Source organism: Moorena sp. SIO3A2, assembly GCF_010672265.1.
In the GTDB taxonomy this organism is placed as follows: domain Bacteria; phylum Cyanobacteriota; class Cyanobacteriia; order Cyanobacteriales; family Coleofasciculaceae; genus Moorena; species Moorena producens.
This window is the reverse complement of sequence record NZ_JAAHHC010000015.1, coordinates 159251-183080: the sequence shown is the minus strand read 5'-3', so window position 1 is coordinate 183080 and position 23830 is coordinate 159251. Positions and strand designations below refer to the sequence as shown.

Below are 23830 nucleotides of genomic sequence, written 5' to 3'. Positions count from 1 at the left end.
GTTAGTTTTGTCCTGACTATTACCTGTTTCGTAATCCAGTCAGCAGCCGGATATCTGGCTAGTGCTAAGTTTTTCGTGGGTGGTTGCTCTACCGCGATCGCAGCTAGGAGTTCTTCCAGGGGGTTTCCTGATCTTCTGCCTCCCTGGGCTGATCAGGATCAACGGTGATGATGGCAGACCCCCCTGCTTCCAAACCGGCTTGATTCCCTTGAGATACCACCACAAAGCGACCAAATGATGCGGCTTCGGCAATCGGTAGTCCAAATCCCTCCCGGTCAGACAGAAACACTACCGCTGTTGCCTGTCGATACCAAAGAGCCGCGAATGCGATGGCCTTTCGGCCACGCTACGCGAACGCGCTATGTGACCATGATAGTGAACCCAAGGCAAGCTCTCAATTGACTTCAGGAACGCTTCACCCCTAGCTTGGGTGGAAGTATTCATTCCTGCTAGGACTTACGAAGTTGACTTGGTAATCGGTAATTGGTAATTGGTGTACGCCAATTTTCCTGGAGTCCAGTTTTGAGTAAGTCCTGTTGCCTTGATGAGACCTAGGTGTGGAAATTCGTTTCAGCTCAAGTGGGGCAAGGCTTCGGTGAATCTTGTTCACCCAATGGTCTAGGTCAGTTTTGAGAAGTTTCGAAAAAAAAATCGTTCTTCGGCATAAAACATACGCTGACCCCCGATAAGTTTTTAGAAGCTAACAATCAAGGGTTTTTCAGTATGCACAGCAAGACCTACACACTCTACATATCAAATTCTGATCTTCGTCCAAACTAAGTTGATGTTAGATCAAGTCCGGTTAATCACTTCCCAAATCAGACAACCCAATCTCAAGGGCTACTGGTAGGGTGCGTTACTAACTCAACTTACCACTTATAGGGTTTGGATTCCAGTTTTGAGTAAGTCCTGTTCCCTTGATCAGACCTAGGTTTGGAAATTGGTTTGAGCTCAAGTGGAGCAAGGCTTCGGTGAATCTTGTTCACCCAATGGTCTAGGTCAGTTTTGAGAAGTTTCGAAAAAAAAATCGTTCTTCGGCATAAAACATACGCTGAACCCCGAAAAGTTTTTAGAAGCTAACAATCAAGGGTTTTTCAGTATGCACACCAAGACCTACACACTCTACATATCAACTTCTGATCTTCGTCAAAACTAAGTTGATGTTAGATCAAGTCCGGTTAATCACTTCCCAAATCATAAAACCCAATCTCAACGGAAATAAAGCATGATAATTGTCCTCAAAGCAGCCACTCCGACAGTCGAAATTGAACGCATTAAACACGAACTGTCCCAATACAAAGTCAGCGTCGAAAAAATCATCGGCAAACACCGAGTGGTGATTGGTTTAGTCGGTGACACGGCTGAACTCGATCCCTTAAAAATTCAGGCTGTCAGTCCTTTTATTGAAAAAGTATCACGAGTTGAACATCCCTTTAAACGGGCGAGTCGAGACTTCCGACATGGTGAACCCAGTGAAATTATTGTTGAAACACCGAACGGTTCTGTTGCTTTTGGCGAACACAGTCCCATCGTTCAAACTGCCGGCCCTTGTTCGGTTGAAAATGAACAGATGATTGTCGAAACCGCCCAACAAGTTAAAGCAGCAGGTGCTCATTTCCTACGTGGTGGAGCCTACAAACCTCGGACTTCTCCTTATGCTTTTCAAGGGCATGGTGAGAGTGCTTTGGAATTGCTGGCCATTGCACGTCAAGAAACAGGCTTGGGAATTATCACCGAGGTAATGGATGCAGCCGACATTGAAAAGATAGCAACTGTTGCAGATATTCTCCAAGTTGGTGCTCGTAATATGCAGAACTTTTCTCTGTTAAAAAGAGTTGGTGCTCAAGAGAAACCGGTTCTGCTGAAGCGGGGAATGTCCGCAACCATTGAGGAATGGTTAATGGCGGCTGAATATATTTTAGCAGCCGGAAATTCCAATGTTATTTTGTGTGAACGGGGAATTCGCACCCATGACCGCAAATATACCCGCAATACCCTCGATTTATCCGTGATTCCTGTCTTGCGGACATTGACTCATCTTCCCATTATGATTGACCCCAGTCACGGGACTGGTAAAGCCGAATACGTCCCGGCAATGGCAATGGCTTCAATTGCAGCAGGAGCTGATGCTCTGATGATAGAAGTTCATCCCAACCCTTCCCAAGCCCTGTCTGATGGCCCTCAATCCTTGACGCCTCATCGTTATCAAGAACTGATGCAAGAAATGGCAGTTATTGGTGAAACAGTGGGTCGTTGGCCGGAAAAGTTAGCCCTCACCCCTTCATGCCCTCAAGCTACCCAAAAATTCAGTGCCATTGTTTAAAACTTGTTGTGAGTTGAAGAAAAAATTGAAGGCTAACTTAGATTGATTCAACTCACAATATCTCATCAAACAGATCTTTTTGCCCAATTCTAGAGAAATAATGGAAATGAACGCTCAAACCCTAGTCTTAAGGCCAATTTTTTCCCAACACTTTCCGCGAAAGCGGAATTACATCGAACCTGTATTACTCAGCCCATTTCAGCGAATATTGCTGACGACAAACGGCACTGTTACGGATATGATTGAAGCCTACTCGGGGGAAGCAATCAAAATCAAAAAGCTGTTTGAAGACAAGATTACAATCAAAGAAGACATCCTGCCGATGAACCTCAAAAAAGGCACAGAAGTCATCGCTCGCAAAGTGCTACTTCAAGGTAAGATGAGTGACCGCAACTATGTCTATGCCGATTCAATTTTAGTTCTCGACAGACTGAATGAAAAAATGCGAACCCAACTGTTACAGACCAAAACTCCCATTGGTAAACTCTGGGTCGAGAACAAAGTGGAAATCTTCAAAGAAAATGTCGAACTTGGCAAAGAACATGCAGGTGATTTAGCAGATTATTTCCAGATTGAACCCGAAGAAAATCTCCTGTATAGAACCTACTGCGTCATCTCCAATCATCAGTACACTATGATGATTACAGAAAAGTTTCCGGAAAATAATTTTAGGCGAAAGCTCTAATAGTATCGGTTGATAAGGTCCCATAATAGAGGTAAAAGTATGATTATTAAACGGTTGAAAGAAGCTGCCCATTCCTTTCCAAAACATACAGCACTTGTCTATAATGAGTCCCGAATTAGCTATGAGCAACTTGACTCCAAAGTTCAAGGATTAAGTGAGGGATTAAGTTCTCTAGAAATTGGTCAAGGTGATTGTGTCGCTTTTGTTTTACCCAACTGTCCTGAGTTTGTTTATAGCTTCTATGCTGTTGCTCAGTTACAGGGAATTGTTCTGCCCCTCAATCATTTATTCAAAGCCGAAGAACTGAGTTATTGTCTCAGTGATAGCAAGGCAAAAGCAGTAATTACTGACCTCAAGCGTGCCAAAATTTTTCAGGATATTATTGCAAATATTGACCGAAAAATTGAGTTAATTGTTGTGGATGGTGTTTATCCGGGAAGCCACTATCTCTACCATCTAATTCTGCCAGGAAAATCTCAACATCAAGAGTATTCAGAAAACGCTCTTTCTTCTGAGCTTCTGTATCAATATTCATCCGGATCAACGGGGAAACCAAAACGAATTGCACGCACCCAAGCGAGTCTTTACCATGAGGTTAAAAACTTCGCAGAAACCACCCAAATTCAGCCCTCAGACAAGATTCTTTGTGCAGTTCCGATGTATCATGCCCATGGGTTAGGAAATTGTCTCCTCGCAGCAACTTGTAATGGTGCAACCTTAGTTATTTTAGAACAGGTTTTGCAAAAGGATGGTACACCTGTTGAGGTTCCCTTTGTCTTCCGGTGTCCGCGAGTTTTTGAACTGATTGAAACGGAGAAGATTACAATCTTTCCAGCAGTGCCTTATATCTTCAAGGCTTTAGCAGAAACTCGAACAAAAACCTCGGTGAACCTATCTAGTTTGAGATTATGCTTTTCAGCCGGAAACTTCTTGTCCAAAGACATTTTCGATAAGTTTTGGCAGCGATTTAGGATTCCTATTCGACAGCTTTATGGCTGTACTGAGGCTGGCTCTGTGGCAATTAATTTAGAGGAAGACATCAACAAAATTTATCACTCTGTTGGGTTTCCGCTCAATAATGTTGAACTCAAAATTGTTAATGAAAGTGGGAATGAACAACCCATGGGAATGAGTGGAGAAGTTGTGATAAAAAGTCGTTCTCTAACCCAAGGTTATATTAATCAGCCAGAACTGAATCAACAAGCCTTTAAGGAGGGATGTTTCTATACAGGTGATTTAGGGAAAAAAGATGAGTGGGGTCGAGTGTATATTACCGGTCGCAAGAAGCTGCTCATTGATACCGGAGGTCGCAAAGTTGACCCGATAGAAGTAGAGGATATTTTGATGAATCATCCTCACGTTAAAGAAGCTGTTGTTGTCGGTGTAAAAGGGTCTTATGCTGGCGAGTTGGTTAAAGCTGTAATTGTCAAAAAAGGTCTAAAAAATTGTGAGTATCAAGAGATTCTTTCATTTTGTAAGCAGCGTCTAGCGGAGTTTAAAGTTCCAAAAATCATTGAATTCCGCCCAGAAATTCCCAAAAGTCCACTCGGAAAAATTATGAGAAAGGAATTAGTTTAAACCGATATCATCACAGTCCAAATACTGAAATTTTAAGGAGCCTAACACCATGATGACAACTACAACAATTCAAGAACAAGTTCAAGGGTTAGTTTTGGAAGTTATACCCGATGTGACCCTAGAAGATTTGCAATACGATGTAGATATCTTCAACTTGGGTCTAGATTCGATTAACACGATGACTCTAATTTCTAACTTGCAAGAGACTTTTGAAATTCAGTTAGATGTGAGTGAGATTAGTTTTGATAACTTTCAAAATATCTCAACAATTGTGGAGATGATTGAAGAAAAAAAAAGTTGTTAAATTTTTAAAATCTATCTAGGCTGCGAGTATTTTTTACTCCAGCCGCTTCCTCACCAACTCTCTGGACAGTATCTAGGCTCTGATATGTCACTCGAAACATTGAACAAAAAACAACATAAAACTTCTCCAGTTGCCAATAATTCAACTCAATCAGTGGCTGCTAAAAAGGAGCTATGGGAAGCAATTAGAACGGTCATTAGCTTACAAAATCAAGCTCCACCCTTAGTCTCTGTTTCCCGAGAAAATCCACTTCCTCTCTCTTTTCCTCAAGAGCGGTTATGGTTTTTACAACAGTTGGAACCAAGAAAAGCTGCTGCTTATAATATGCCGTTTGGGTTTCGCATTTCCGGCTCACTCAATCCATTGGCTTTAGAGCAAAGTCTGAATGAACTTATTCAACGTCACGAGGCTTTGCGAACGATTTTTACCTTAGTTGAAGGTCAACCCACTCAAGTCATTCACTCCTCTTTCTCCTTTAGTTTATCTGTAATTAATGTACAGAGCTTCCCTCAAAAACAACGGGAAAAGAAGGTAATGGAATTAGTGAAGGTAGATATTGAGCAACCGATTGAATTGACTCAACTGCCTCTGTTTCGAGGAAGACTTTTTAAACTTGATGAACAGGATTATTTTCTGTTACTGAATGTTCACCATATTATCGTCGATGCCTGGTCAAAAGGAGTTTTATTTCAGGAGTTAGCAACACTCTACGAAGCATTTTCTCTCGGTCAATCTTCACCCCTCCCAGAACTTCCAGTGCAGTATGCGGACTTTTCTGTTTGGCAACGTCAATGTATTCAAGGTGAGTTTAAAGAGACTTTGCTAAACTATTGGAAGCAACAACTTGGCAATAATTTACAAGCTTTAAAGCTGCCAACTGACCATCCTTATCCGACTAATCCTACCCATTCTAGTGCCTACAATAAACAGTTACTTTCTGTTGAACTCACGACTCAACTTAAAAGCTTCAGTCGAAAAGAAGGAGCAACGTTATTTGCAACGTTATTAGCTGCATTTAAGGTGCTATTATATCGCTACACTGACCAAGACGATTTTTTTGTGTGTAGTCCAATTGCGAATCGGAGTCGGAAAGAAACAAAGGGATTAATCGGTTACTTTGCGAATTTACTGATTCTACGGACACAGTTTAAAGTAAACCAAACTTTTCGGGAGTGTTTGAGTCAAGTTCGTCAGGTTGTCTCCGGAGGTTACGCTTATCAAGATTTACCCATTCAAGAAATTATTAACGCTCTAAATTTACTGCAAACCCCTATATCTAAGGTGATGTTTGCACTGCAAAATACAACAATTCATACCTTAAAATTACCAGGTTTAAATGTCGAAACATTCAATCTTGATAGCGGAACAGCGGATTTTTATCTCTATCTCTATCTGATTCAAGAAGGTGATACTTTGGCTGCTATATTCAAATACAATGCTGATTTATTTGAGGAAGCAACCATTGCTCAAATGCAGGAGAATTATCGTACTATTCTGGAAAACATTTTAATCAATCCAGAGCAGTCTATCTTGGATGTACTCCCTTTAAGCGCAACTGAACAGCAACAATTAGAGGAGAAACGAGCCAATCAATCTACATTCAAACCATCCAGGAATTCGTCTAAACCTGCTTATATTGCACCCCGCAATTCAACTCAACTCAAACTCGTTCAATTATGGAGTAAAGTATTAGGAATTGAATCCATTGGAATTCGAGATAACTTCTTTGATTTAGGTGGACAGTCCTTAATGGCGATGAGTTTGTTTACTCAAATTGAACAAACCTTTGGTAAAACTTTACCCTTGGTAACACTACTAAAATCTCCAACCATTGAACAACTGGCCGAAATTCTTGCTGAAAACGAATCTTCTCTCCCTTGGTCTTCATTAGTTCCACTTCAACCTCGTGGTTCTAAACCGCCTTTCTTCTGCATTCATGGACAACAAGGAAATGTGTTGAACTTACGAGAATTAGCCAAATCTATAGGTTCAGAGCAACCGTTTTATGGATTGCAAGCTAAAGGGTTAGATGGCAAACAAATGCCTGACTTTACAATCGAAGCAATGGCGGCTAATTATCTTAAAGAAATTCGCAGTGTTCAAGCCCATGGCCCCTATTTTATCGGAGGAAACTCTATGGGAGGTACGATTGCTTTTGAGACCGCACAACAACTTCAACAGCAAGGAGAAAAGGTGGCATTGCTGGTGATGTTTGACACTTTCAATAAAAGTGCTTTTCCTCGCCTTGTATTCCGAAACCAACACTACTTCAAATACTTATCCCAATTGGGACTATCCAAGTCACTATTTGAGGAACTCAAAGACGTTACTAAACGCCAACTGCAAGCCATCCTTTGCAAGCTTTATCTAGGTTTAGGAAAACCTTTACCTCATCATCTCAGTCGTGCTATCGTAGCTGAGGCGAATATGCAGGCAAAGTGGGCTTATTCACCACAGGTTTATTCCGGTAAAATTACCATGTTTCGGGCTAAAAAACCTGCTAAATTCAATAAGTTTTATTTACCGAATCAAGCAGATTGGGAAACTCGTGACCCTGAACAGGGCTGGGGTAATTTAGCAAGCGACAAATTAGAAATTTACGATGTACCGGGAGACCATTATTCAATTTTTGATCAACCGAATGTACAGGTCTTAGCTGAGACTTTAAAGGCTTGCTTAGGTTAGTCTCATTTTTCTTTGAATTAATGTTAACTAAAATCAGGTTTACTCTCAATACAGCAGGAGATTTTATAATGAATACAATGACTTATGATGTAGCAATTTGCGGTGGTGGTTTAGCGGGTTCAACTTTAGCTAGACAGTTGAAGTTAACAATGCCTGATCTTTCTATTATTGTCTTCGACCGTTTGGCTCGACCTCTACCTGAAGGTGCTTTTAAAGTTGGAGAATCAACGGTTGAAGTCGGTTCCTATTATCTTGCTGAAATACTTCAGTTTAGCGATAATTATTTTAAACTGAATCATATGCCAAAGTTGGGACTCCGTTTCTTCTTAGGTGATGCTCAAGGTAAATTTGAAGAACGTCCTGAACTCGGACTCTCTAAATTTCATTCCCCTTCCTCTTATCAAATTGACCGAGGTAAGTTTGAAAATGATCTGCGAAACTTAAACATCGAAGCAGGAATTGAATCTTTAGAAAATTGTAAGATTATTGATATTATACTATCTAAAAATAATCAAGAATTCCATGAAATTGTTTACACTCAAGATGACACGAAGCAAAAAAATATTATTAAAGCTAAATGGGTTATTGATGCGATGGGTCGTCGTCGATTTTTGCAGAAAAAACTGGGTTTAGCTCAACGGAATAGTTCTAAACATAGTGCGGTTTGGTTCTGGGTCAATGAACGGGTGGATGTCAGTGATTTTGTTCCCAAAAGTAACCAAAACTGGCATGAGCGTGTCCCTGGAAATCAACGATATTATTCAACTAATCACTTGTGTGGAAAAGGCTACTGGATTTGGATGATTCCGCTCCCCGGTAACTATACCAGTATTGGGATTGTCACTGATGAAACGGTTCATCCTTTCGGAGAACATAACACTGAGGAAAAAGCATTTAATTGGCTCCAAACCTATGAACCTACTTTAGCTAATCATCTTCAAGGGATTTCAACTCAAAAATTTATGAAGATGCCTCACTATAGCTATTCCTCTAAGCAAGTTTTCTCAAATAATCGTTGGGCTTGTGTTGGTGAAGCTGGGGTATTTCCCGATCCATTCTATTCTCCTGGCACTGACCTAATTGGATTTGGAAATTCTCTCGTCACTCAGATGATTGAAGCGGATTTGCAAGGCAAGTTAACTTCAGAAATAGTGGCGGAAGCAAATCGCTTTTTACTCACCTATTCCGAAGGGGTAAAAGATAATATTCACAAAGTTTACTCCTGCTTTGATCAAGATTTGGTCATGGCCATTAAGGTGATTTGGGATACCTTATCCGGCTGGGCATTTAGTGCGCCTCTGATGTTTAATTCGATTTTCCTTGACTCTGAAAAACGGGCAAAAATTCGTCAAGGTTCAGGTCAATTCTTTTTGTTAGCTCACCGGATGCAAAAGTTGTTTATAGACTGGGCAGAACTCTCGCAAAATCGGGGAACTTATGAGTATCTTGATTACTTAGAAATGGATTTCATCAAGCAATTGCGATCGCGTAATTTACAATCCAATAAAACTGAGCAGCAACTCATCGATGATCATATTGCTAGTTTAGAAATGTTTGAGGAACTTGCCCAGGTTATTTTTCGCATGGCACTTGAAGATACAATGCCTGAAAAATTAGCTGATTTTCCGGAGTCTGCCTGGTTAAATGCTTGGGCAATTAGCCTCAATGAACACCGATGGGAAAAGGATGGATTATTCCGCCCCATAACTCAACCCCGTGACTTACATCCAATGACTCAACAGCTACGAAAAAAAATTCATTTTCCTTCAGTTGTCAAGCAACTTGTGACGGTTTAATGATTCACTTAAACTGAGCAATAATGTGGGTATTTAACTCACATTATTGCTCAAGCAAAAATGACACATATCAGGAGTTTACTATGGAAACTTATACACAGTTAAAAACATCGGTCTGTATTCTCGGTTCTGGCCCTGCTGGTATTGTGCTCGGAAGTATTTTGCTGAGAAATGGGATAGACTGTATTATCATTGATAAATACAATCGTGAAGAAATTTATGCCAGAGGAAGAGCCGGAGTTATAGAAAGTACAACGGTTGAAATCCTCAGAAAAAATGACCTGGCGAATACCCTGCTCAAAAAGGCTTATACTCACGGTTCTTGTGAATTTCGCTATCCCGATAAAAGCCTAAATTTTGAATATGGAAACTTAAGTGGAGGAGATGTTCATTATGTTTATCCTCAAAGCGATCTCAACGATGATTTGATTGAAAAATATATCAAGGATGGCGGTAATTTACTCTTTCATCATGAAGGCAAAAAGATTATTCAAAGTGATGACAAAGTCGAAGTTGTATGTTCTGATTTAGATAATCAAACAACTGTAACGATTCAAGCGGATTTTGTAGCTGGATGTGATGGTTATCATGGCTTAGCTCGTCAATCTGTTCCCTCTGAAGCTGTAGACATTTACAGCAAACAATATAACTATCGCTGGTTAGCCATTTTAGCCTACGCTCCCCCTTCGGCTCAGCATACTCTTTATGGTGTACATCCAGATGGTTTTGCGGCTCATATGCTTCGCAATAGCAAGATTTCTCGCTATTACCTTCAAATTCCCAGCACCGATACTTTAGAAGATTGGTCAGATGAACGCATCTGGGCTAATTTACACCAGCGGCTTGCTAAAGAAGGATGCCCATTAAATGAAGGTGAAATCTTTCAAAAGCGTATTATGGAGCTGCGAAATTATGTGATGGAACCCATGGGTTATCAGCGATTATTATTAGCAGGAGATGCGGCTCATATTATTACCCCAATGGGTGGAAAAGGCTTAAATTTAGCGGTGCAAGATGCGGGAGTTTTAGCAGAAACACTGATTAGCTACTACCTCGAAAACCATGATATTTCTTATCTTGAGCGGTACTCCAAAATTCGCTTGCCCTACATCTGGCGTGCTCAAGAATTCTCTTACAGCTTGTTAACCATGCTGCACTCACCGGAAGGAGAAGATTTAGAAGATGTGCGTTTCCGACGCAAATTAAGTGAATCCAAACTTTCTCAATTGACAACTTCATTAACTTTTGCTAAAAATTTTGCCCGAAACTACGTTGGTATTGTATAATTTTTTAAATTCCTTGGGAGAGCAGGGAATTTCAGACTATTACATTGTCAAAATTTTTAGTTAGGTATACCCATGCATCCTAATACTAAGTCTACCGTATTTCACGTCGCTAGCTCATTTCTCTTAACTTTGGGAATCAGTTTTCCCGCAGAAGCTCACTTTAGTTGGGATTTCCATCAGCATGAACAACAGGATTCTTCAAATGTTTCTTCTTTTACCATTCCGACCAATGCTACTGAAGCTTCAAATACTCTTGAAATCACAGCAGATGGTGACACTCCAGTTGTATTACCTGATGTAGATCGTCCAGGGTTTTGGCTATTCAGTGACAACGCAGAGTTTGTTGAAATCGGTGACAATACTGATGGGCAATTAGCAGTCTTTGATTTCACTACCTTACCGGGTGGGCCACTCCCTCACTATCACACCCTTGAAGATGAGTTTGTCTACGTTCTTGATGGAGAAATCACGTATCAACTGGAAGATCAACTCTTTACGGCGACACCTGGAACCTTCATTTCTAAACCGAAAGATGTTCTCCACGCTTTTGTTAATGCAGGTGAACAACCTGCCCGTCACATAGAGTTTGTAATCCCAGCTGGAATTGATGGCCTATTTGAAGGGCTGGGTCAACCGGGAACCTCTGATAATCCACCTTTTCCTCAACTTCCAACCCCTGAATTGATAGAGGGTGGCTTCCAACTGTTGAGCGATTTTGGGGTGGTGGCACCTGACTCATTACTCATTACTCCCCCTCAATTTGGAATTACCCAAGAGGGTGATCCTGAACTTGTGGTTATTCGTCCGGGTGAAGCTGATGGAGAAGCGAGTGCGACACTGATTGTTAGTAATCCTGAAGATGACTCAACTGTTGCTGAAATTCCTGTTACCTTTGGGGATGGAGAACGAATTCAGAACGTAGAGATTACGGGTATTGAAGGTGCAGAAAATCAGAACTTTGAACTGACCTTAGTTGATCCGATTGATACCAGTATTGCACTCCTACAAAATAAAGCCCTTTTAACCTTGGGTGAGGATAATACTTACACCTTAATTGATGGGTATTCTCCGGATGATTTTCCTCTGTTACTCCCTGATCCGAATCCGAATTCTTTTTGGTTAGGTGGAAGTAATTATACACAGGTTGCTAACGTGAATCAAACGGAAGGACTGCTCTCATTATTCGATGTATTTATTCCCGAACAAAACTCAGGGCTTGAAGAATTATTAATAGCTCCAACTGATTTAGCACTCTACACGTTGGATGGAGAGCTAACTATTAATGTTGCCGATCAATCTTTTAGTGCTGATCCGAATACCTTTATTTACTTGCCAGAAGGAAGCAAGTACAGTTTTAGTAACTTGGGACAATTGTCCGCTCGCACTCTACTATTTACGGCTGATAATCCGTATAAATTAGAAAACTTTGTTAAAACATTTGGTGTTACAAATGATGAAGAGAATGTAAATATTCCTGAGCCTTCTTTGATTTCCGGTTTACTACTCATGGCTTGCAGTGCAGGCGCTCTGTTGAATAAAAATCGTAAATCATTAAATGAGAATATTAATTTTCGAGTCAAATTAATTTGATCAAGGTTTCCTGAGACCATTATAACAAACATTTATCTTGGAAATTTAGGGGGAATTAAATATTTTAAATTTCCCCACAATAAATAGACAAGCATGAGTCGTGTGTTTTCCAAAGATGAGCAAGATAAACCAGGGTTTCCATTTCCCAGCACCGATACTTTAGAAGATTGCTCAGATGAACGCATCTGGAGTAATTTACACCAGCGGCTTGCTAAAAAAAGATGCCCATTAAATGAAGGTGAAATCTTTCAAAAGCATATTATGGAGCTGCGAAATTATGTGATGGAACCCATGGGTTATCAGCGATTATTATTAGTAGGAGATACGGCTCATATTATTACCCCAATGGGTGGAAAAGGCTTAAATTTAGCGGTGCAAGATGCAGTAGTCCTAGCATAAACATTGATTAGCTACTAAGCTGTTGCGCATTTAAATGGTTGTTTTACTGTTCCCTATTCCCTGTTACCTGTTCCCTTTGAGCAATTTAGGTATCCCAATCTAAATGCTCAACAGCTTATCTCGAAAACAATGATATTTCTTATCTTGAGCAGTACTCCGAAATTCGCTTGCCCTACATCTGGCGTGCTCAAGAATTCTCTTACAGCTTGTTAACCATGCTGCACTCACCAGAAGGAGAATATTTAGAAGATGTGCGTTTTCGACGCAAGTTAAGTGAATCCAAACTCTCTCAACTGACAACTTCATTAACTTTTGCTAAAAATGTTGCCCGGAACTACGTTGGTATTGTATGATTTTTGAAATTCCTTGGAAGATCAGGGAATTTCAGACCATTACATTGTCAAAATTTTTAGTAGGTATACCCATGAATCTCAAAACTAAGTCTACCGCATTTTACGTCGCTAGCTCATTTCTATTAACTTTGGGAATTAGTTTTCCCGCAGAAGCTCACTTTGGTTTTGATTTCCATCAGCATGGACAACAGGATTCCTCAACAGTAACATCTAGCTCGATTGATATCTCTGATTTTTTGAATGGCCCCATTCCCACGCCTATCACTGATTATTTAGCCGGGTTAGATGATACATCATCGACATCTTTATTCTACCAAGATTTAGAAACTGCATGGGTCGCAGGTGGACGAATTTCCTTTGTCGAAACAGGCGAGACCACTGATGAACAGTACACACTATTAGATGTCGTTGTTGTCCCTGGCGGTGGTACTCCATTACACTTCCATGAAGATGAAGCTGAGTGGTTTTTCATGCTGGATGGTACTTTAGAGTTTCAATTAGAAGACCAAACAGCACTGACACCATCTGAAACGCTTATTTTTGGCCCCCAAAATGGCAAGCACGCCTTCCGAAATCAGACATCAGATTTGGCGAGGCTACTCATTTATTATGAACCTACAGGAGTTGAAGACTTTTTCCGGGAAGTCGGTCAGCCCGTAACAGATCCATTTAATCAACCTCCTGTAAATCCTGAAGAACTTTTGGAAGCTGCCCCAGCAAACGGGCTTATATTTCCTAGCTCACTAGAGTTTGCCGGTAATCAATTCTTCACTGAGAAAGGGTCTTCTGTAGCAACAGTAGACGTAATCCGCACTGGTGCTGTTGAGGATATCGTTGGTGGTAGCATTTTTCTAGGCACTGGAACTGAAATCCCCATTGAGTTTGGTATTGGCCAGAGTTTTCAAAGTATAGATATTCCCCTACCTGATGACATTAACACCATTGACTTATTCTTAAAAAATCCTACGGGTGGAGCTTTTATTGGTCTGCTAGCAGACCAGGCTATTATTAGCACAATATCAATACCTGAGTCTTCTTTCCCTATTGGTTTGTTAGCTTTTGGTGCAATAGGTGCAGGCTTAATGCTCAAAAATCGTAATTCAAATCAATGGAATGTAGAACGTCATTTCATGTTTAATTCATCTAAAAAAAAGTATTATAAAACGGTATAAACAGAAGTTTAGCGTCAGACTTTTTCAATATTAAAAACTCAAAACTGGAGTGGGTAAAAATCCCGCTCTAGGACTTAAATTGATAAATCAACTAGGACAAGGATAAATTTTTGATGAGCATCACTATCGATCAAATCTTTGATGAGGATTTTTATCTTTCTCAATATCCAGAAGTGGCTGATGCGATCGCAAATGGTACAGCCAAGAGTCCCATTGATCATTACCTAACAGTTGGTCAATATCAGGGTTATCTTCCCGGCAAACTTTTTAGCGATGTTTATGTTTTTGGAGATAGTTTTTCTGATGATGGGAATTTGTTTGAACTGACTAACGGTATTTTTCCAGAATTTCCAAATTTTGAAGGACGTTTTACCAATGGGATAATTTGGATTGAAACTTTAATCCCTGAGTTGGGTTTAGAGATCAATCCTGAAAATAATGTCGCCCATGGAGGTGCAACGACAGGAACCGATAATGTTCTCAATCCGAGAACAGATGTTTTACCCGATAACCTACTGCCTTTACCGGGAATCCAAACACAAATTGATGATTTTGTCGCCGAAAATCCCGTTGCCGATCCCGATGCACTTTATATGGTTTGGGGAGGAGGTAATGATTATGTGGGTTTAAGTTTAACGGAAGTTGATACACCCATTACCAACTTATTAACAACAATTGATAAGTTAGCCGATGCAGGGGCAAAAAATATTATGATACCTAATATTTTTGATTTAGGTGCAATTCCCCTTGCTGTTAATGGTTCTCCTGAAGTTCAGCAAAGACTGGCACAAGCTACCCGAGATCATAATGCGGCGTTGCAAATAGCTTTAGAAGAAGTTGAACAAAATTCAGACATCAATATTATTCAGGTTGATATGTATTCAGCCCTGAATCAAGCTATAGAAAATCCAGCTAACTTTGGCTTTTCTAATGTCACAGAGGCTTTTTTAGATACGAATGCAACCAATCCTGATGAATTTGTATTCTGGAATCCCATTCATCCTACTGTTCGTTCTCATAATTTATTTGCAAATCAGGCTCAGAAATCTCTTTCTGAGGTTTCTGAAGTGCTGAGTATTGTCAAAGCGACTCAAGAATATCCCCTTCAATCTGTACCTGAACCTTCAATTTTTAATTCCGGATTAGTGATTGTATTGGCATTATTATTTGTGAGTAATAATTTATCAAAAAAAACAAGATAAATCATCCGGAATTAAGCTACAATTAATTGTAGTAATATAAAGATATTGAGAGTATAAAAAATTAAAACAAATCAAGCAAGATTTAATTATTTTAAAACAATTAAATCTTGATGATTTCCTCTCAAGTTCACTGAACATTTCACTAATCAACCCAAGAGTCTTCAATGATTGAACTGTACACACACAATACCCCAAACGGTCACAAAATTTCTATTTGTTTGGAAGAACTTGAACTTTCTTACACTGTAAAGCATATAAATGTCTATGAAGGAGAACAATTTAAATAAGAATTTGTTGCACTCAATCCTAATGCTAAAGTTCCAGTAATTGTAGATCAAGAAACTGGACAAACGGTATTTGAATCCTGTGCAATTTTACTCTATCTTGCAGATAAAACTGGACGGTTAGTACCGCAATCAACTCAAGGTCGTTGGGAAGCAATTCAATGGCTCTTTTTCCAAGCGGCTTCTATTGGGCCAATGTTCGGACAACGAGCACACTTTGCCTTGTTTGCTCCCGAAAAAATCCCTTACGCAATTGAACGCTATACCAAAGAAACTGAAAGGCTGTATGGTGTCCTTGAACAACGTTTGAAGCAGCAAAAATATCTCTGCGGTGATGAATACTCCATTGTAGATATTGCCCATTGGGGTTGGATTTATACTGCTAAACGTATGGGATTTAGCTTCGATCAGTTTTCCAGCTTAATCCCATGGCATGATCAAATTGCAGAACGTCCTGCGGTTCAGAAAGGAATTCAAGTTCCTGGGCCTCTTCCTTTCTAAGTTCATCACAATAGATAGAGATGTCTGGTGCTATTTCAACATAAATATTATGCATTCTGCAATTTTCTGATTCCAGACATCTTTCTTATCTCTCTCTAGATTTTTACTTTTACTCCCTTCAGATCCCCCTTATTGAGGCAGGGCTGTTTCATAGTTCGACTAAAATTTCACGGGTAGGGAGATAGGGATATTTTTCTTACTAAAAATACTCTCTCTCCAGCACCCCAGCTCCCTTTCAACCGATTGACCTGTAAATTTATTCCTGAAAATGAAACAGCTCTGCCCTTATTGATGGTAGTTGAACTCGACTATTTAAAAACACTATTTATCAAAGATCAAAAACCCTTCACTTTCTGATGCTCAACTGATTAGATTTTTTGTTACAACTGATGAAACTTAACTCAATAGTTTGTTTGTTGATTAAATTATCATATTTTGATGATGCTTTAAATCTCTCTCATGTCATTTTTTGATAATCATAAAGCTAAACAATAGTAATTATGTTTTACCAAAACCGAAATCAAAAAGCTTCTAAAATTATTTTCCATATCAATCAAATAATATTCAATCTTTTAAATTTTATGTATTCATTGTTTCAGTTTATTTTATCCCAACGTTCTATTCGTTATAGTCTATTGTGTGTACTCACAGTTTGGACAAGCTGGCTGATTATTCTTGAACCCAGTCGAGCTATTTATAAGCTGATTGAACATTGGGAATTTGCCTTCACAATGGTCTTTGGTTCCATGGTTGCAGGAGCGACAAGTATGGGAGGAGGCGCAGTTGCTTTTCCAGCTTTAACAAAGTGGCTTCACGTCTCTCCCCCCGATGCAAAACTCTTTTCTTTAGCCATTCAAAGTATTGGAATGAGTGCCGCATCTTTTACGATTGTTGCTATGAAAACTCCAGTAGAATGGAAGTTAATTCGTTGGGTGAGTTTAGGGGGAATTCCAGGTATTTTTATGGGAACAGCTTTTCTGGCTCCTTTACTTCCTCCCGAAGTCATAAAAATTTCATTTACAATGATGGTGAGCAGTTTTGCCCTCATTTTAATTCAATTAAATTTAACTAAGACTGAACGTAATTTTACGATTGAACACTGGGGTAAACGAGAAAAAATTTTATCTCTAGTCGTCGGAGTAATGGGCGGTATGATTAGTGGGTTAGTTGGGAGTGGAATGGATGTTTTTGCCTACTCTGTAATGGTGTTACTGTTTGGTTTGTGTGAGAAAGTTAGCACTCCAACTTCAGTGATTTTGATGGCAATTAATGCCGTCACAGGCTTTTTAATTCATAACTTTATCCTGGGGGATTTTGTCACTCCCGTCAGTAATTATTGGTTAGCAGCGGTTCCGGTTGTGGTAGTGGGTGCGCCAACCGGAGCAATTCTTTGTAGTCTTATGGAACGCCAAATGGTGGTTGGGATTTTGATTAGTTTAATTGTAATTGAATTGCTGACTTCTTTACTGTTGATTCCGCTCACGACATCCGTAGTTTCGGCTGGATTGTTTGCCCTGATTTTATTTACTTCATTTTATTATCTGATGTATCGCACAAAACTGAGACGCGCTTAATTGAGTGATTCTAGGTTTTATCATTAAAAGTGAAGCATCAGTGGGAGTAAACACAATCGTGTGTCCTCCCACTTGAGGTTCCCCTTTGACAAAACGGTACAACCGGGAGCAGGGTAAGAGATTTCAGCAGCCCCCTGCACTATAGTTCATTAATGGCATCAGCATAAGCCATTGCTGCTGTTTCCCACTTCGGCAAATTACTACTAATCTCAGCTAATTGTTTTTCTTTCAAGCCACCCATTACCTTCTCGGCTGCCTCCCTGGGCTGATCAGGGTCAACGGTAATGATGGCAGACCCCCCCGCTTCCAAACCAGCTTGATTCCCTTGAGATACCACCACAAAGCGACCAAATGATGCCGCTTCGGCAATCGGTAGTCCAAATCCCTCCCGGTCAGATAGAAACACTACCGCTGTTGCCTCTCGATACCATTGAGCCAGAATGCGATCGCTTATGTGGCCATGATACTGAACCCAAGGCAAGCTCTCAATTGACTTGAGGAACGCTTCACCGCTAGCTTGGGTGGAAGTATTCATCCCTCCCACTAAATGCAATTCCCAAGGTTCACCACTAAGCTCTCTGAGTTGAGTTGTTAATGCCACAGCTTCCGGTAAACGCTTAGCCGCTGGGTCGATGCGACCTACCGATAACAAGAATGGTCCACTGGGAGCAGGAATTGATACGGTCGGTAACTTAGCTAAGGCTGAGTCTACTCCATTCGGAATAGTTTTCACCTTCTGTCGAATCCTTCGGTTAGGACGAAAGTGTAGCAGGTCATTCTCGGTAGCTTTGCTGACCACGATAATCTCCTGGGCAAAACGAATCGAGGCATCCAGGTAAATTAGCGATCGCAAAGCCGTTTTTATGCGATCGCCATACTTATTAGCCGCTTTCCATTCATTCACATCATGAAGCACTGCAATAGTAGGTGGATGCCACGGCAGAACGATCGGGTTAGATAGCCAGACAAGAGCCTCTACTCCTGCTTGAGCACAATACCCATTCAAGCGAGTCGCCACCCAACCATACCGCTTAGCTGGGGAGTAATCCAGCGGTGGTAGGATATTAACACTATCTGCCAACTCCTGTAGGGTAGGGGTATTCTCAAACGCATTCGGAGAAGCCAAGATTTTCACCTTAGTGCCTCGGCTGATCAGTTCCTCAACTAGAGGTGGTAGTAATCGATTTAGATACTGCCCAATGCCTAAGCGAGGACCAAGGTAATGGGCAATTAAAGCAACAGACATAGCTTATAGCACCGGAAACAGGGAACAGGGAATAGGGAATAGGGAATAGGGAATAGGGAATAGGGAATAGGGAATAGGGAATAGGGAACAGGCAAAAAATCCGTGTGTGTACTCCACTAATATGAAAACCGCTGTAGCTTAGATGTAGGCATAATTTCTAACTTAGTTACAATACCACTGAATAAAATCATAAAGGAACAGGCATTTAGAAAATTTTCCACTTTCCACTCCCGACTCCCGACTCCCGACTCCCGACTCCCGACTCCCGACTCCCGACTCCCTACTCCCGACTCCCTACTTTCAACTCCCAACAATGAACAAAATAATTGCCTGGTATAGATGGGCGATGCAAACAGGGCAACTACCATTTGCTATAATTTTAACCCTTACCATCTACCAACCTTTTGAAGACTTTGTTCTTAACTGGCTGCCCTTACCATCACCGTTAATAGCATTAATCCGTTTTGTTCCCGAAATTATCCTTTATATCCTAATGGTAAGGGTAATTTACCTGCGGCTATATTCTGGTAAAGGTATACGAAAAACTCCCCTAGATATCCTAATTATTGCCTTTTTCATTGGTAGCATTATTTCCATTGTGGTTAACCATGCTGGAATTGCAGGGAGCATAAAAAATTTACGCACTAACTTTCGGTATATCTCAGTTTACTATACTGTCGTTAATATTGACATTTCTATCGAACAGCTTGCCCTATTATTAAAAAGTATTAGAATAGCCAGTTTAATCCAGGCAGGTATAGCCTCCATCCAATACTTCTTACCCGCCAGCATCAGTCAAAAACTATTCACCAGGCAAGTCATCCACTCCGGCACAATGGCTGCCAAAAATGCCAGCATTGGCACCTTTGGCGACAGTGCCATCTTGTCAGGATTCCTGATGTTAGCAATTTCAGTATTTATTAGTCATGTCTACACCAACTCTAGTCATATTATTCCCACCTTCAAAGACTCCGCTAGTATTTTAGTGCTCTATTTCGCTAACTTTGCTTCCAAAAAGCGAGCTGGACTGATGATATCTTTACTAATTCCTATTCTAGTCTTAGTTCATCTCAAACGAAAAAGAGATACTGCCCTCATCCTCTGGTTTGCTACAGCACTTTTGATAAGTGTAGTATTAATTTCCCCATTACTCAATCTTCAAACATCAGCCGCTTCAGTGTCTGAAGACGGTGAAATACCTGATCTGACTTCCTATTTCTTCTCGATTTTTTCTCCAGATTACTGGCAACACAACTTAGAAGCTCAGCGGGGTTGGGCAGCCAAGACTATTGTTAATGGTTTGATGAATTCAGGAGGCTGGTTTGGCTTTGGTCCAGAGCCTGGTGCCTTACAAAGAGGAATAGAAAATTCTGTGATTCTATCCCCAGATGAACAACGGCATTTATCCTGGCATGTAGAACTCCTAGAAGATGCCTACTGGTTTGCATTCCTGGGATATTTTGGAATTGTTGGTTTGGGGATTTTCTGGCTAATATTGCTACGGCTTTACCAAACCTCTCAATCTCTGATTAAATCCTCTTCATCCCTGGAATACAAATCCCTTGGGGTGATGGTTTGTACTATAATTATTGTTTCTTTCTTTTACACCTTTGTGGAACGGACATTTAAACTACGACCCTTTAGTTTTTATTTTTGGTTACTGGCTGGATTGGTAGTTAATTCCTGGTCTGTTCAACAAGGAAATAGAGAATAGGGAACAGGGAATAGGGAACAGGCAAAAGGAGTAGGGTGCGTTAGGGGCGGCATTACCATCATATTCAACTTTGTAGCCAGTAGCCCCGTAACGCACCACTTTTTAAGGAAAAAGGCAAAATGCAAAAGAGAACAGTATCAAAAAAAGACAAGCATTTTTTTGCTATGGTGAATCCTTAGTGCTGATATACTTATCATCATACTGTTGGCAATTCCCTTATCACCCTATTACCCCATCAGCCCATCATGATTGATCATCAACCAAGAGTGGAACAGATATTTGTAGTGGGAAACTCCCGTAGTGGAACTACTCTGATGGGTCTAATATTGGGATTAAATTCAGAGGTTTTCACCTTTGAGGAACTCCATTTTTTTGGGCAGTTATGGTCCGAGGAGCATCGGGACTCTTACCTGACTCAGGCAGAAGCAGAACAGCTAGCGGCTCGTCTCCTATCAATTCAGCATAGTGATGTTTTGCGTCCAGGGGATCCCAGTGACTTTAGTGAAGAAGCCAAAGTAATTATTTCCCAGCTTCCGGAGCAAAAGCTCACCTCTGGGGATGTCTTTAAGGTATTTCTGGAATACAAAGCTGGTAAAAACGGTAAGAAGATTCCTTGTGAGCAAACTCCGCGCAATGTTTTATACATCGCTGAAATCCTGGAACTTTATCCCGAAAGCCGGATTATTAATATGGTTCGTGACCCCCGAGACGTACTGCTGTCACAAAAATATAAGTGGCGAATCAAATTCCTGGGTGCTAAGAATATTCCCTATCGAGAAGCCTTCCGGTCTTGGTGCAATTATCATCCCTTTACCATCTCAAAACTTTGGAATGCCTCGATTAACGCTGCTGAAAAATTTGCCAATCATCCCCGATGTCGTACGGTGAGATTTGAAGATTTGGTAACAAATCCAGAGCAGACTGTGGAACAGATGTGCCAGTTTCTGGGTCTGGAGTTCCAATCACAAATGTTGGACGTTCCTCAAAATGAAGGTGGTGTCTCATCCCATAAGCAAATTACACCAAAAAGTCGGGGGATTGACCCCAATACCACTGGAAAATGGCGGCGTGGCGGACTTTCCGTCACAGAGATTCATATTTGCCAGCAAGTAACCTATACTAACATGCTCAACCATGGTTACTCCTATGCTTCGATGAAACCCAACCCCTTGATGTTAGCATTAAGCTGGGCATTTTTACCGGTAAAATTGACCCTAGCCTTGTTAATGAATCTTCACCGAACCCGAAACATTGTAGAAGCAATTCGCAGACGCTTGTAAATAGACCTCTTGCATAAGTCTCATAAACCGTGGATGTTGACAAGGCAAAAGGCAAAAGGCAAAAGGCATAGATTTTGTTGGTCATGGTGATACCGATAGGAGATGTTTAATACCTTTAATAAAGACTTGAAAACTGTGGGATGTATTGTCAGTTAAAGATAAATGAGGTGCAATTTTTTTAGAATGGGTTCCTGGATAATATTCCTTAACTAAACGTTTAAGCTCTTGTTTTGCAGAATCAAGCTGATCGGGGTTACGGTATTTCTGTTTACTTTGTTGTTTACTGAGGCTATCAGGTTTCATTCTATAGGCTTTTTCGACTGCGGCTAAGTCTCCTAAGAACCAGGATTCTAATTCATGGCAGATGATCCGAATCATCACATTCTTGGATTTTCCGGCAGTTTGACAAATTTCTAATAGTTCGGATTTTAGTTTTTTGCAATCATGGGAGTCTTGGTCATGGACGATAATGAATCTAGTGTCAGGACTATATTGAAAGGCTTGAATTTTCTTGGGAATAGATTTCCATAAGTCCTGTTTGCCTTGGTGGGTAATACAAATATAGGTAATTTCATTGGGGATAATTTGGGGTAGTAGTTGATCTAAAACGTTTTTCATGGAGGGTTCTTCTAGCATAAAAATTAGGTCGTAACTCATTAGGGGGCAACTCCTTTAAACCAGCCTTGATTCCAGAGATAGCCGGGTAAGTCTCCAGCTTCGACTAGATTGACAAGGGTTGGATTATCTTTAGCCCTTGAAAATTTGGTGATCCCATGTTCTTTGGTCAGCCAAAAGATGCTCTCCAGGGGAACGGCATTTAAAAAGTCAGGGGAGTGGGTAGACACAAAGACCTGGCCACCACGATGGGCATAGCTGGCAAATTCTTCGGCGAGTTCATGTAAAAGGCTGGGGTAAAGTTGGTTTTCGGGTTCTTCGACACAGAGCAGGGGGTGAGGCTTAGGATCGAAGAGCAATATTAAATAGGCAAACATTTTCATGGTGCCATCGGAAACATAGCGATCGATAAAGGGGTCTTTAAAGGCTTGATCTTGAAATTTTAGGATTAGTCTGCCGTCTTCGGTGTTTTTGGCTTCTACTTTGGAAATGCCGGGGACTCGCTCTTGCATTCGCTGGAGAATTTTCTCGAATATTTCGGGATGTTCTTGATAGATGTATTGGGCTACTAATGCCATATTATCTCCTGTGGGGGAGAGGTGTTCGGCATAGAGTGCGTCTTTGCTGCCTCTAGCTTCATTGATATGAAAGTCGGAAACATGCCAGTTTTCGATCAGGGAACGAAAGGCACTGGCGGCTTTGAAGCGTTGGAATTGTCCTAAGCCTTTTATTGCTAAAATGTCGCTGGATTCAAGTTGTTGTTCTTCCCTTTCTAGTTCTGTGTCAGCTTGTTCAAAGTTTTCTTCGTTAATGATAGCGAATCCTTTTCCTTCTCGAAAGTCTAGGAAATGAAAAGGTTTACCTTGTTTGCCACGTTTATAACGCAGAATTTCTCGTTTTATGAACGGTCGTCTCTTCTCCTGTCCAATGATCAGAATATAGGTGACCAGGCGCTGAGTTCCAAGAATTTTCATACGGAACTGCAGTTCTATTTCGATATCTTCTTGCTCTTTCCCTCGGGTAATAACTTCATTGAAACCGCCACGAACTTGGAGAGCTTGACGAATATTATTTTTGAGAGCATCGTGGATAAAACCAAATATGTCAAATAGGGTTGATTTACCGGTACCGTTGGCACCAACGATCACAAAAAATGCGGGAATATTTTTTATTTCAAGGTTTTCAAAGACACGATAGTTTTTGATTTTTATGGAAAGGATTTTCATACTATTTAATTTACCTA

At 40.6% G+C, this 23830-nt stretch carries 21 protein-coding genes and 1 pseudogene; 17 read left to right on the top strand and 5 right to left on the bottom strand.

Features of this window, described 5'->3' with window-relative positions:
- Nucleotides 1-103 precede the first annotated feature (103 nt).
- On the bottom strand, nt 104-289 hold the full coding sequence (locus F6K64_RS18185; protein ID WP_008188549.1) for a hypothetical protein: 186 nt from the start codon (nt 287-289) through the stop codon (nt 104-106).
- Nucleotides 290-1225: 936 nt separating this feature from the next.
- Here F6K64_RS18185 and aroF point away from each other — a divergent pair.
- From aroF to F6K64_RS18110, 15 genes and pseudogenes are all read left to right on the top strand, one after another.
- Nucleotides 1226-2323, top strand: coding sequence for a 3-deoxy-7-phosphoheptulonate synthase (gene aroF, locus F6K64_RS18180; RefSeq protein WP_287265957.1), 1098 nt, complete (start codon nt 1226-1228; stop codon nt 2321-2323).
- Between the two features lie 79 nt (nt 2324-2402).
- Complete coding sequence (locus F6K64_RS18175; RefSeq protein ID WP_287265956.1) at nt 2403-3008, top strand: chorismate--pyruvate lyase family protein; 606 nt, start codon at nt 2403-2405, stop codon at nt 3006-3008.
- Nucleotides 3009-3047: 39 nt separating this feature from the next.
- Nucleotides 3048-4586, top strand: a complete 1539-nt coding sequence (locus F6K64_RS18170) for a class I adenylate-forming enzyme family protein (RefSeq protein WP_008188546.1) — start codon at nt 3048-3050, stop codon at nt 4584-4586.
- Between the two features lie 49 nt (nt 4587-4635).
- The gene (locus F6K64_RS18165; RefSeq protein WP_131827248.1) at nt 4636-4890 is read left to right on the top strand and encodes an acyl carrier protein; all 255 of its coding nucleotides are present in this window, start codon (nt 4636-4638) and stop codon (nt 4888-4890) included.
- An 84-nt stretch (nt 4891-4974) separates the two neighbouring features.
- A complete protein-coding gene (locus F6K64_RS18160) occupies nt 4975-7575 on the top strand; it encodes a condensation domain-containing protein (protein ID WP_008188544.1) in 2601 nt (866 codons plus the stop codon).
- A 68-nt stretch (nt 7576-7643) separates the two neighbouring features.
- Nucleotides 7644-9371: an NAD(P)/FAD-dependent oxidoreductase gene (locus tag F6K64_RS18155; RefSeq protein WP_287265955.1), complete on the top strand. Its 1728-nt coding sequence runs from the start codon at nt 7644-7646 to the stop codon at nt 9369-9371.
- A gap of 83 nt (nt 9372-9454) precedes the next feature.
- Nucleotides 9455-10657: a 4-hydroxybenzoate 3-monooxygenase gene (locus tag F6K64_RS18150; protein WP_287265954.1), complete on the top strand. Its 1203-nt coding sequence runs from the start codon at nt 9455-9457 to the stop codon at nt 10655-10657.
- A gap of 129 nt (nt 10658-10786) precedes the next feature.
- Nucleotides 10787-12247 (top strand): cupin domain-containing protein, encoded by a 1461-nt coding sequence (locus tag F6K64_RS18145; RefSeq protein ID WP_161603191.1) that lies wholly within the window; start codon nt 10787-10789, stop codon nt 12245-12247.
- A 93-nt stretch (nt 12248-12340) separates the two neighbouring features.
- Nucleotides 12341-12646, top strand: coding sequence for an FAD-dependent monooxygenase (locus F6K64_RS18140; RefSeq protein WP_008188540.1), 306 nt, complete (start codon nt 12341-12343; stop codon nt 12644-12646).
- A 167-nt stretch (nt 12647-12813) separates the two neighbouring features.
- Nucleotides 12814-12999 (top strand): hypothetical protein, encoded by a 186-nt coding sequence (locus tag F6K64_RS18135; protein ID WP_008188539.1) that lies wholly within the window; start codon nt 12814-12816, stop codon nt 12997-12999.
- Nucleotides 12996-14171 (top strand): cupin domain-containing protein, encoded by a 1176-nt coding sequence (locus F6K64_RS18130; protein WP_008188538.1) that lies wholly within the window; start codon nt 12996-12998, stop codon nt 14169-14171. Before F6K64_RS18135 ends, F6K64_RS18130 begins: the two co-directional genes overlap by 4 nt.
- A gap of 113 nt (nt 14172-14284) precedes the next feature.
- Nucleotides 14285-15373 (top strand): SGNH/GDSL hydrolase family protein, encoded by a 1089-nt coding sequence (locus F6K64_RS18125; RefSeq protein ID WP_008188537.1) that lies wholly within the window; start codon nt 14285-14287, stop codon nt 15371-15373.
- Between the two features lie 299 nt (nt 15374-15672).
- Nucleotides 15673-15753 (top strand): annotated as a pseudogene (locus F6K64_RS18120) (glutathione S-transferase family protein); the annotation flags it as partial.
- A 99-nt stretch (nt 15754-15852) separates the two neighbouring features.
- Entirely contained in the window at nt 15853-16158 is a 306-nt protein-coding gene (locus F6K64_RS18115) for a glutathione binding-like protein (RefSeq protein ID WP_008188536.1), read from the top strand.
- 500 nt (nt 16159-16658) lie between these two features.
- Nucleotides 16659-17732, top strand: a complete 1074-nt coding sequence (locus F6K64_RS18110) for a sulfite exporter TauE/SafE family protein (protein WP_008188534.1) — start codon at nt 16659-16661, stop codon at nt 17730-17732.
- A gap of 139 nt (nt 17733-17871) precedes the next feature.
- Here the strand turns inward: F6K64_RS18110 and F6K64_RS18105 are convergent, their stop codons facing one another.
- Together F6K64_RS18105 and F6K64_RS18100 are read right to left on the bottom strand one after the other, a co-directional pair.
- On the bottom strand, nt 17872-18978 hold the full coding sequence (locus F6K64_RS18105) for a glycosyltransferase (RefSeq protein WP_287265953.1): 1107 nt from the start codon (nt 18976-18978) through the stop codon (nt 17872-17874).
- A gap of 116 nt (nt 18979-19094) precedes the next feature.
- Nucleotides 19095-19292: a hypothetical protein gene (locus tag F6K64_RS18100; protein WP_287265951.1), complete on the bottom strand. Its 198-nt coding sequence runs from the start codon at nt 19290-19292 to the stop codon at nt 19095-19097.
- On the opposite strand from F6K64_RS18100, the gene F6K64_RS18095 reads away from it, so the two are divergent.
- Together F6K64_RS18095 and F6K64_RS18090 are read left to right on the top strand one after the other, a co-directional pair.
- Nucleotides 19292-20692 carry a hypothetical protein gene (locus F6K64_RS18095; RefSeq protein WP_287265949.1) on the top strand — a complete coding sequence of 467 codons (1401 nt, stop codon included), beginning with the start codon at nt 19292-19294 and terminating at the stop codon, nt 20690-20692. The two genes, F6K64_RS18100 and F6K64_RS18095, sit on opposite strands and share 1 nt — an antisense overlap.
- A 245-nt stretch (nt 20693-20937) precedes the next feature.
- Nucleotides 20938-21972, top strand: a complete 1035-nt coding sequence (locus F6K64_RS18090; protein WP_287265948.1) for a sulfotransferase family protein — start codon at nt 20938-20940, stop codon at nt 21970-21972.
- Between the two features lie 81 nt (nt 21973-22053).
- Here the strand turns inward: F6K64_RS18090 and F6K64_RS18085 are convergent, their stop codons facing one another.
- Together F6K64_RS18085 and F6K64_RS18080 are read right to left on the bottom strand one after the other, a co-directional pair.
- Nucleotides 22054-22629, bottom strand: a complete 576-nt coding sequence (locus tag F6K64_RS18085; protein WP_008188529.1) for a DUF4276 family protein — start codon at nt 22627-22629, stop codon at nt 22054-22056.
- Nucleotides 22629-23813: an AAA family ATPase gene (locus F6K64_RS18080; protein ID WP_008188528.1), complete on the bottom strand. Its 1185-nt coding sequence runs from the start codon at nt 23811-23813 to the stop codon at nt 22629-22631. The genes F6K64_RS18085 and F6K64_RS18080 overlap by 1 nt, the downstream gene beginning before the upstream one ends.
- Nucleotides 23814-23830 lie beyond the last annotated feature (17 nt).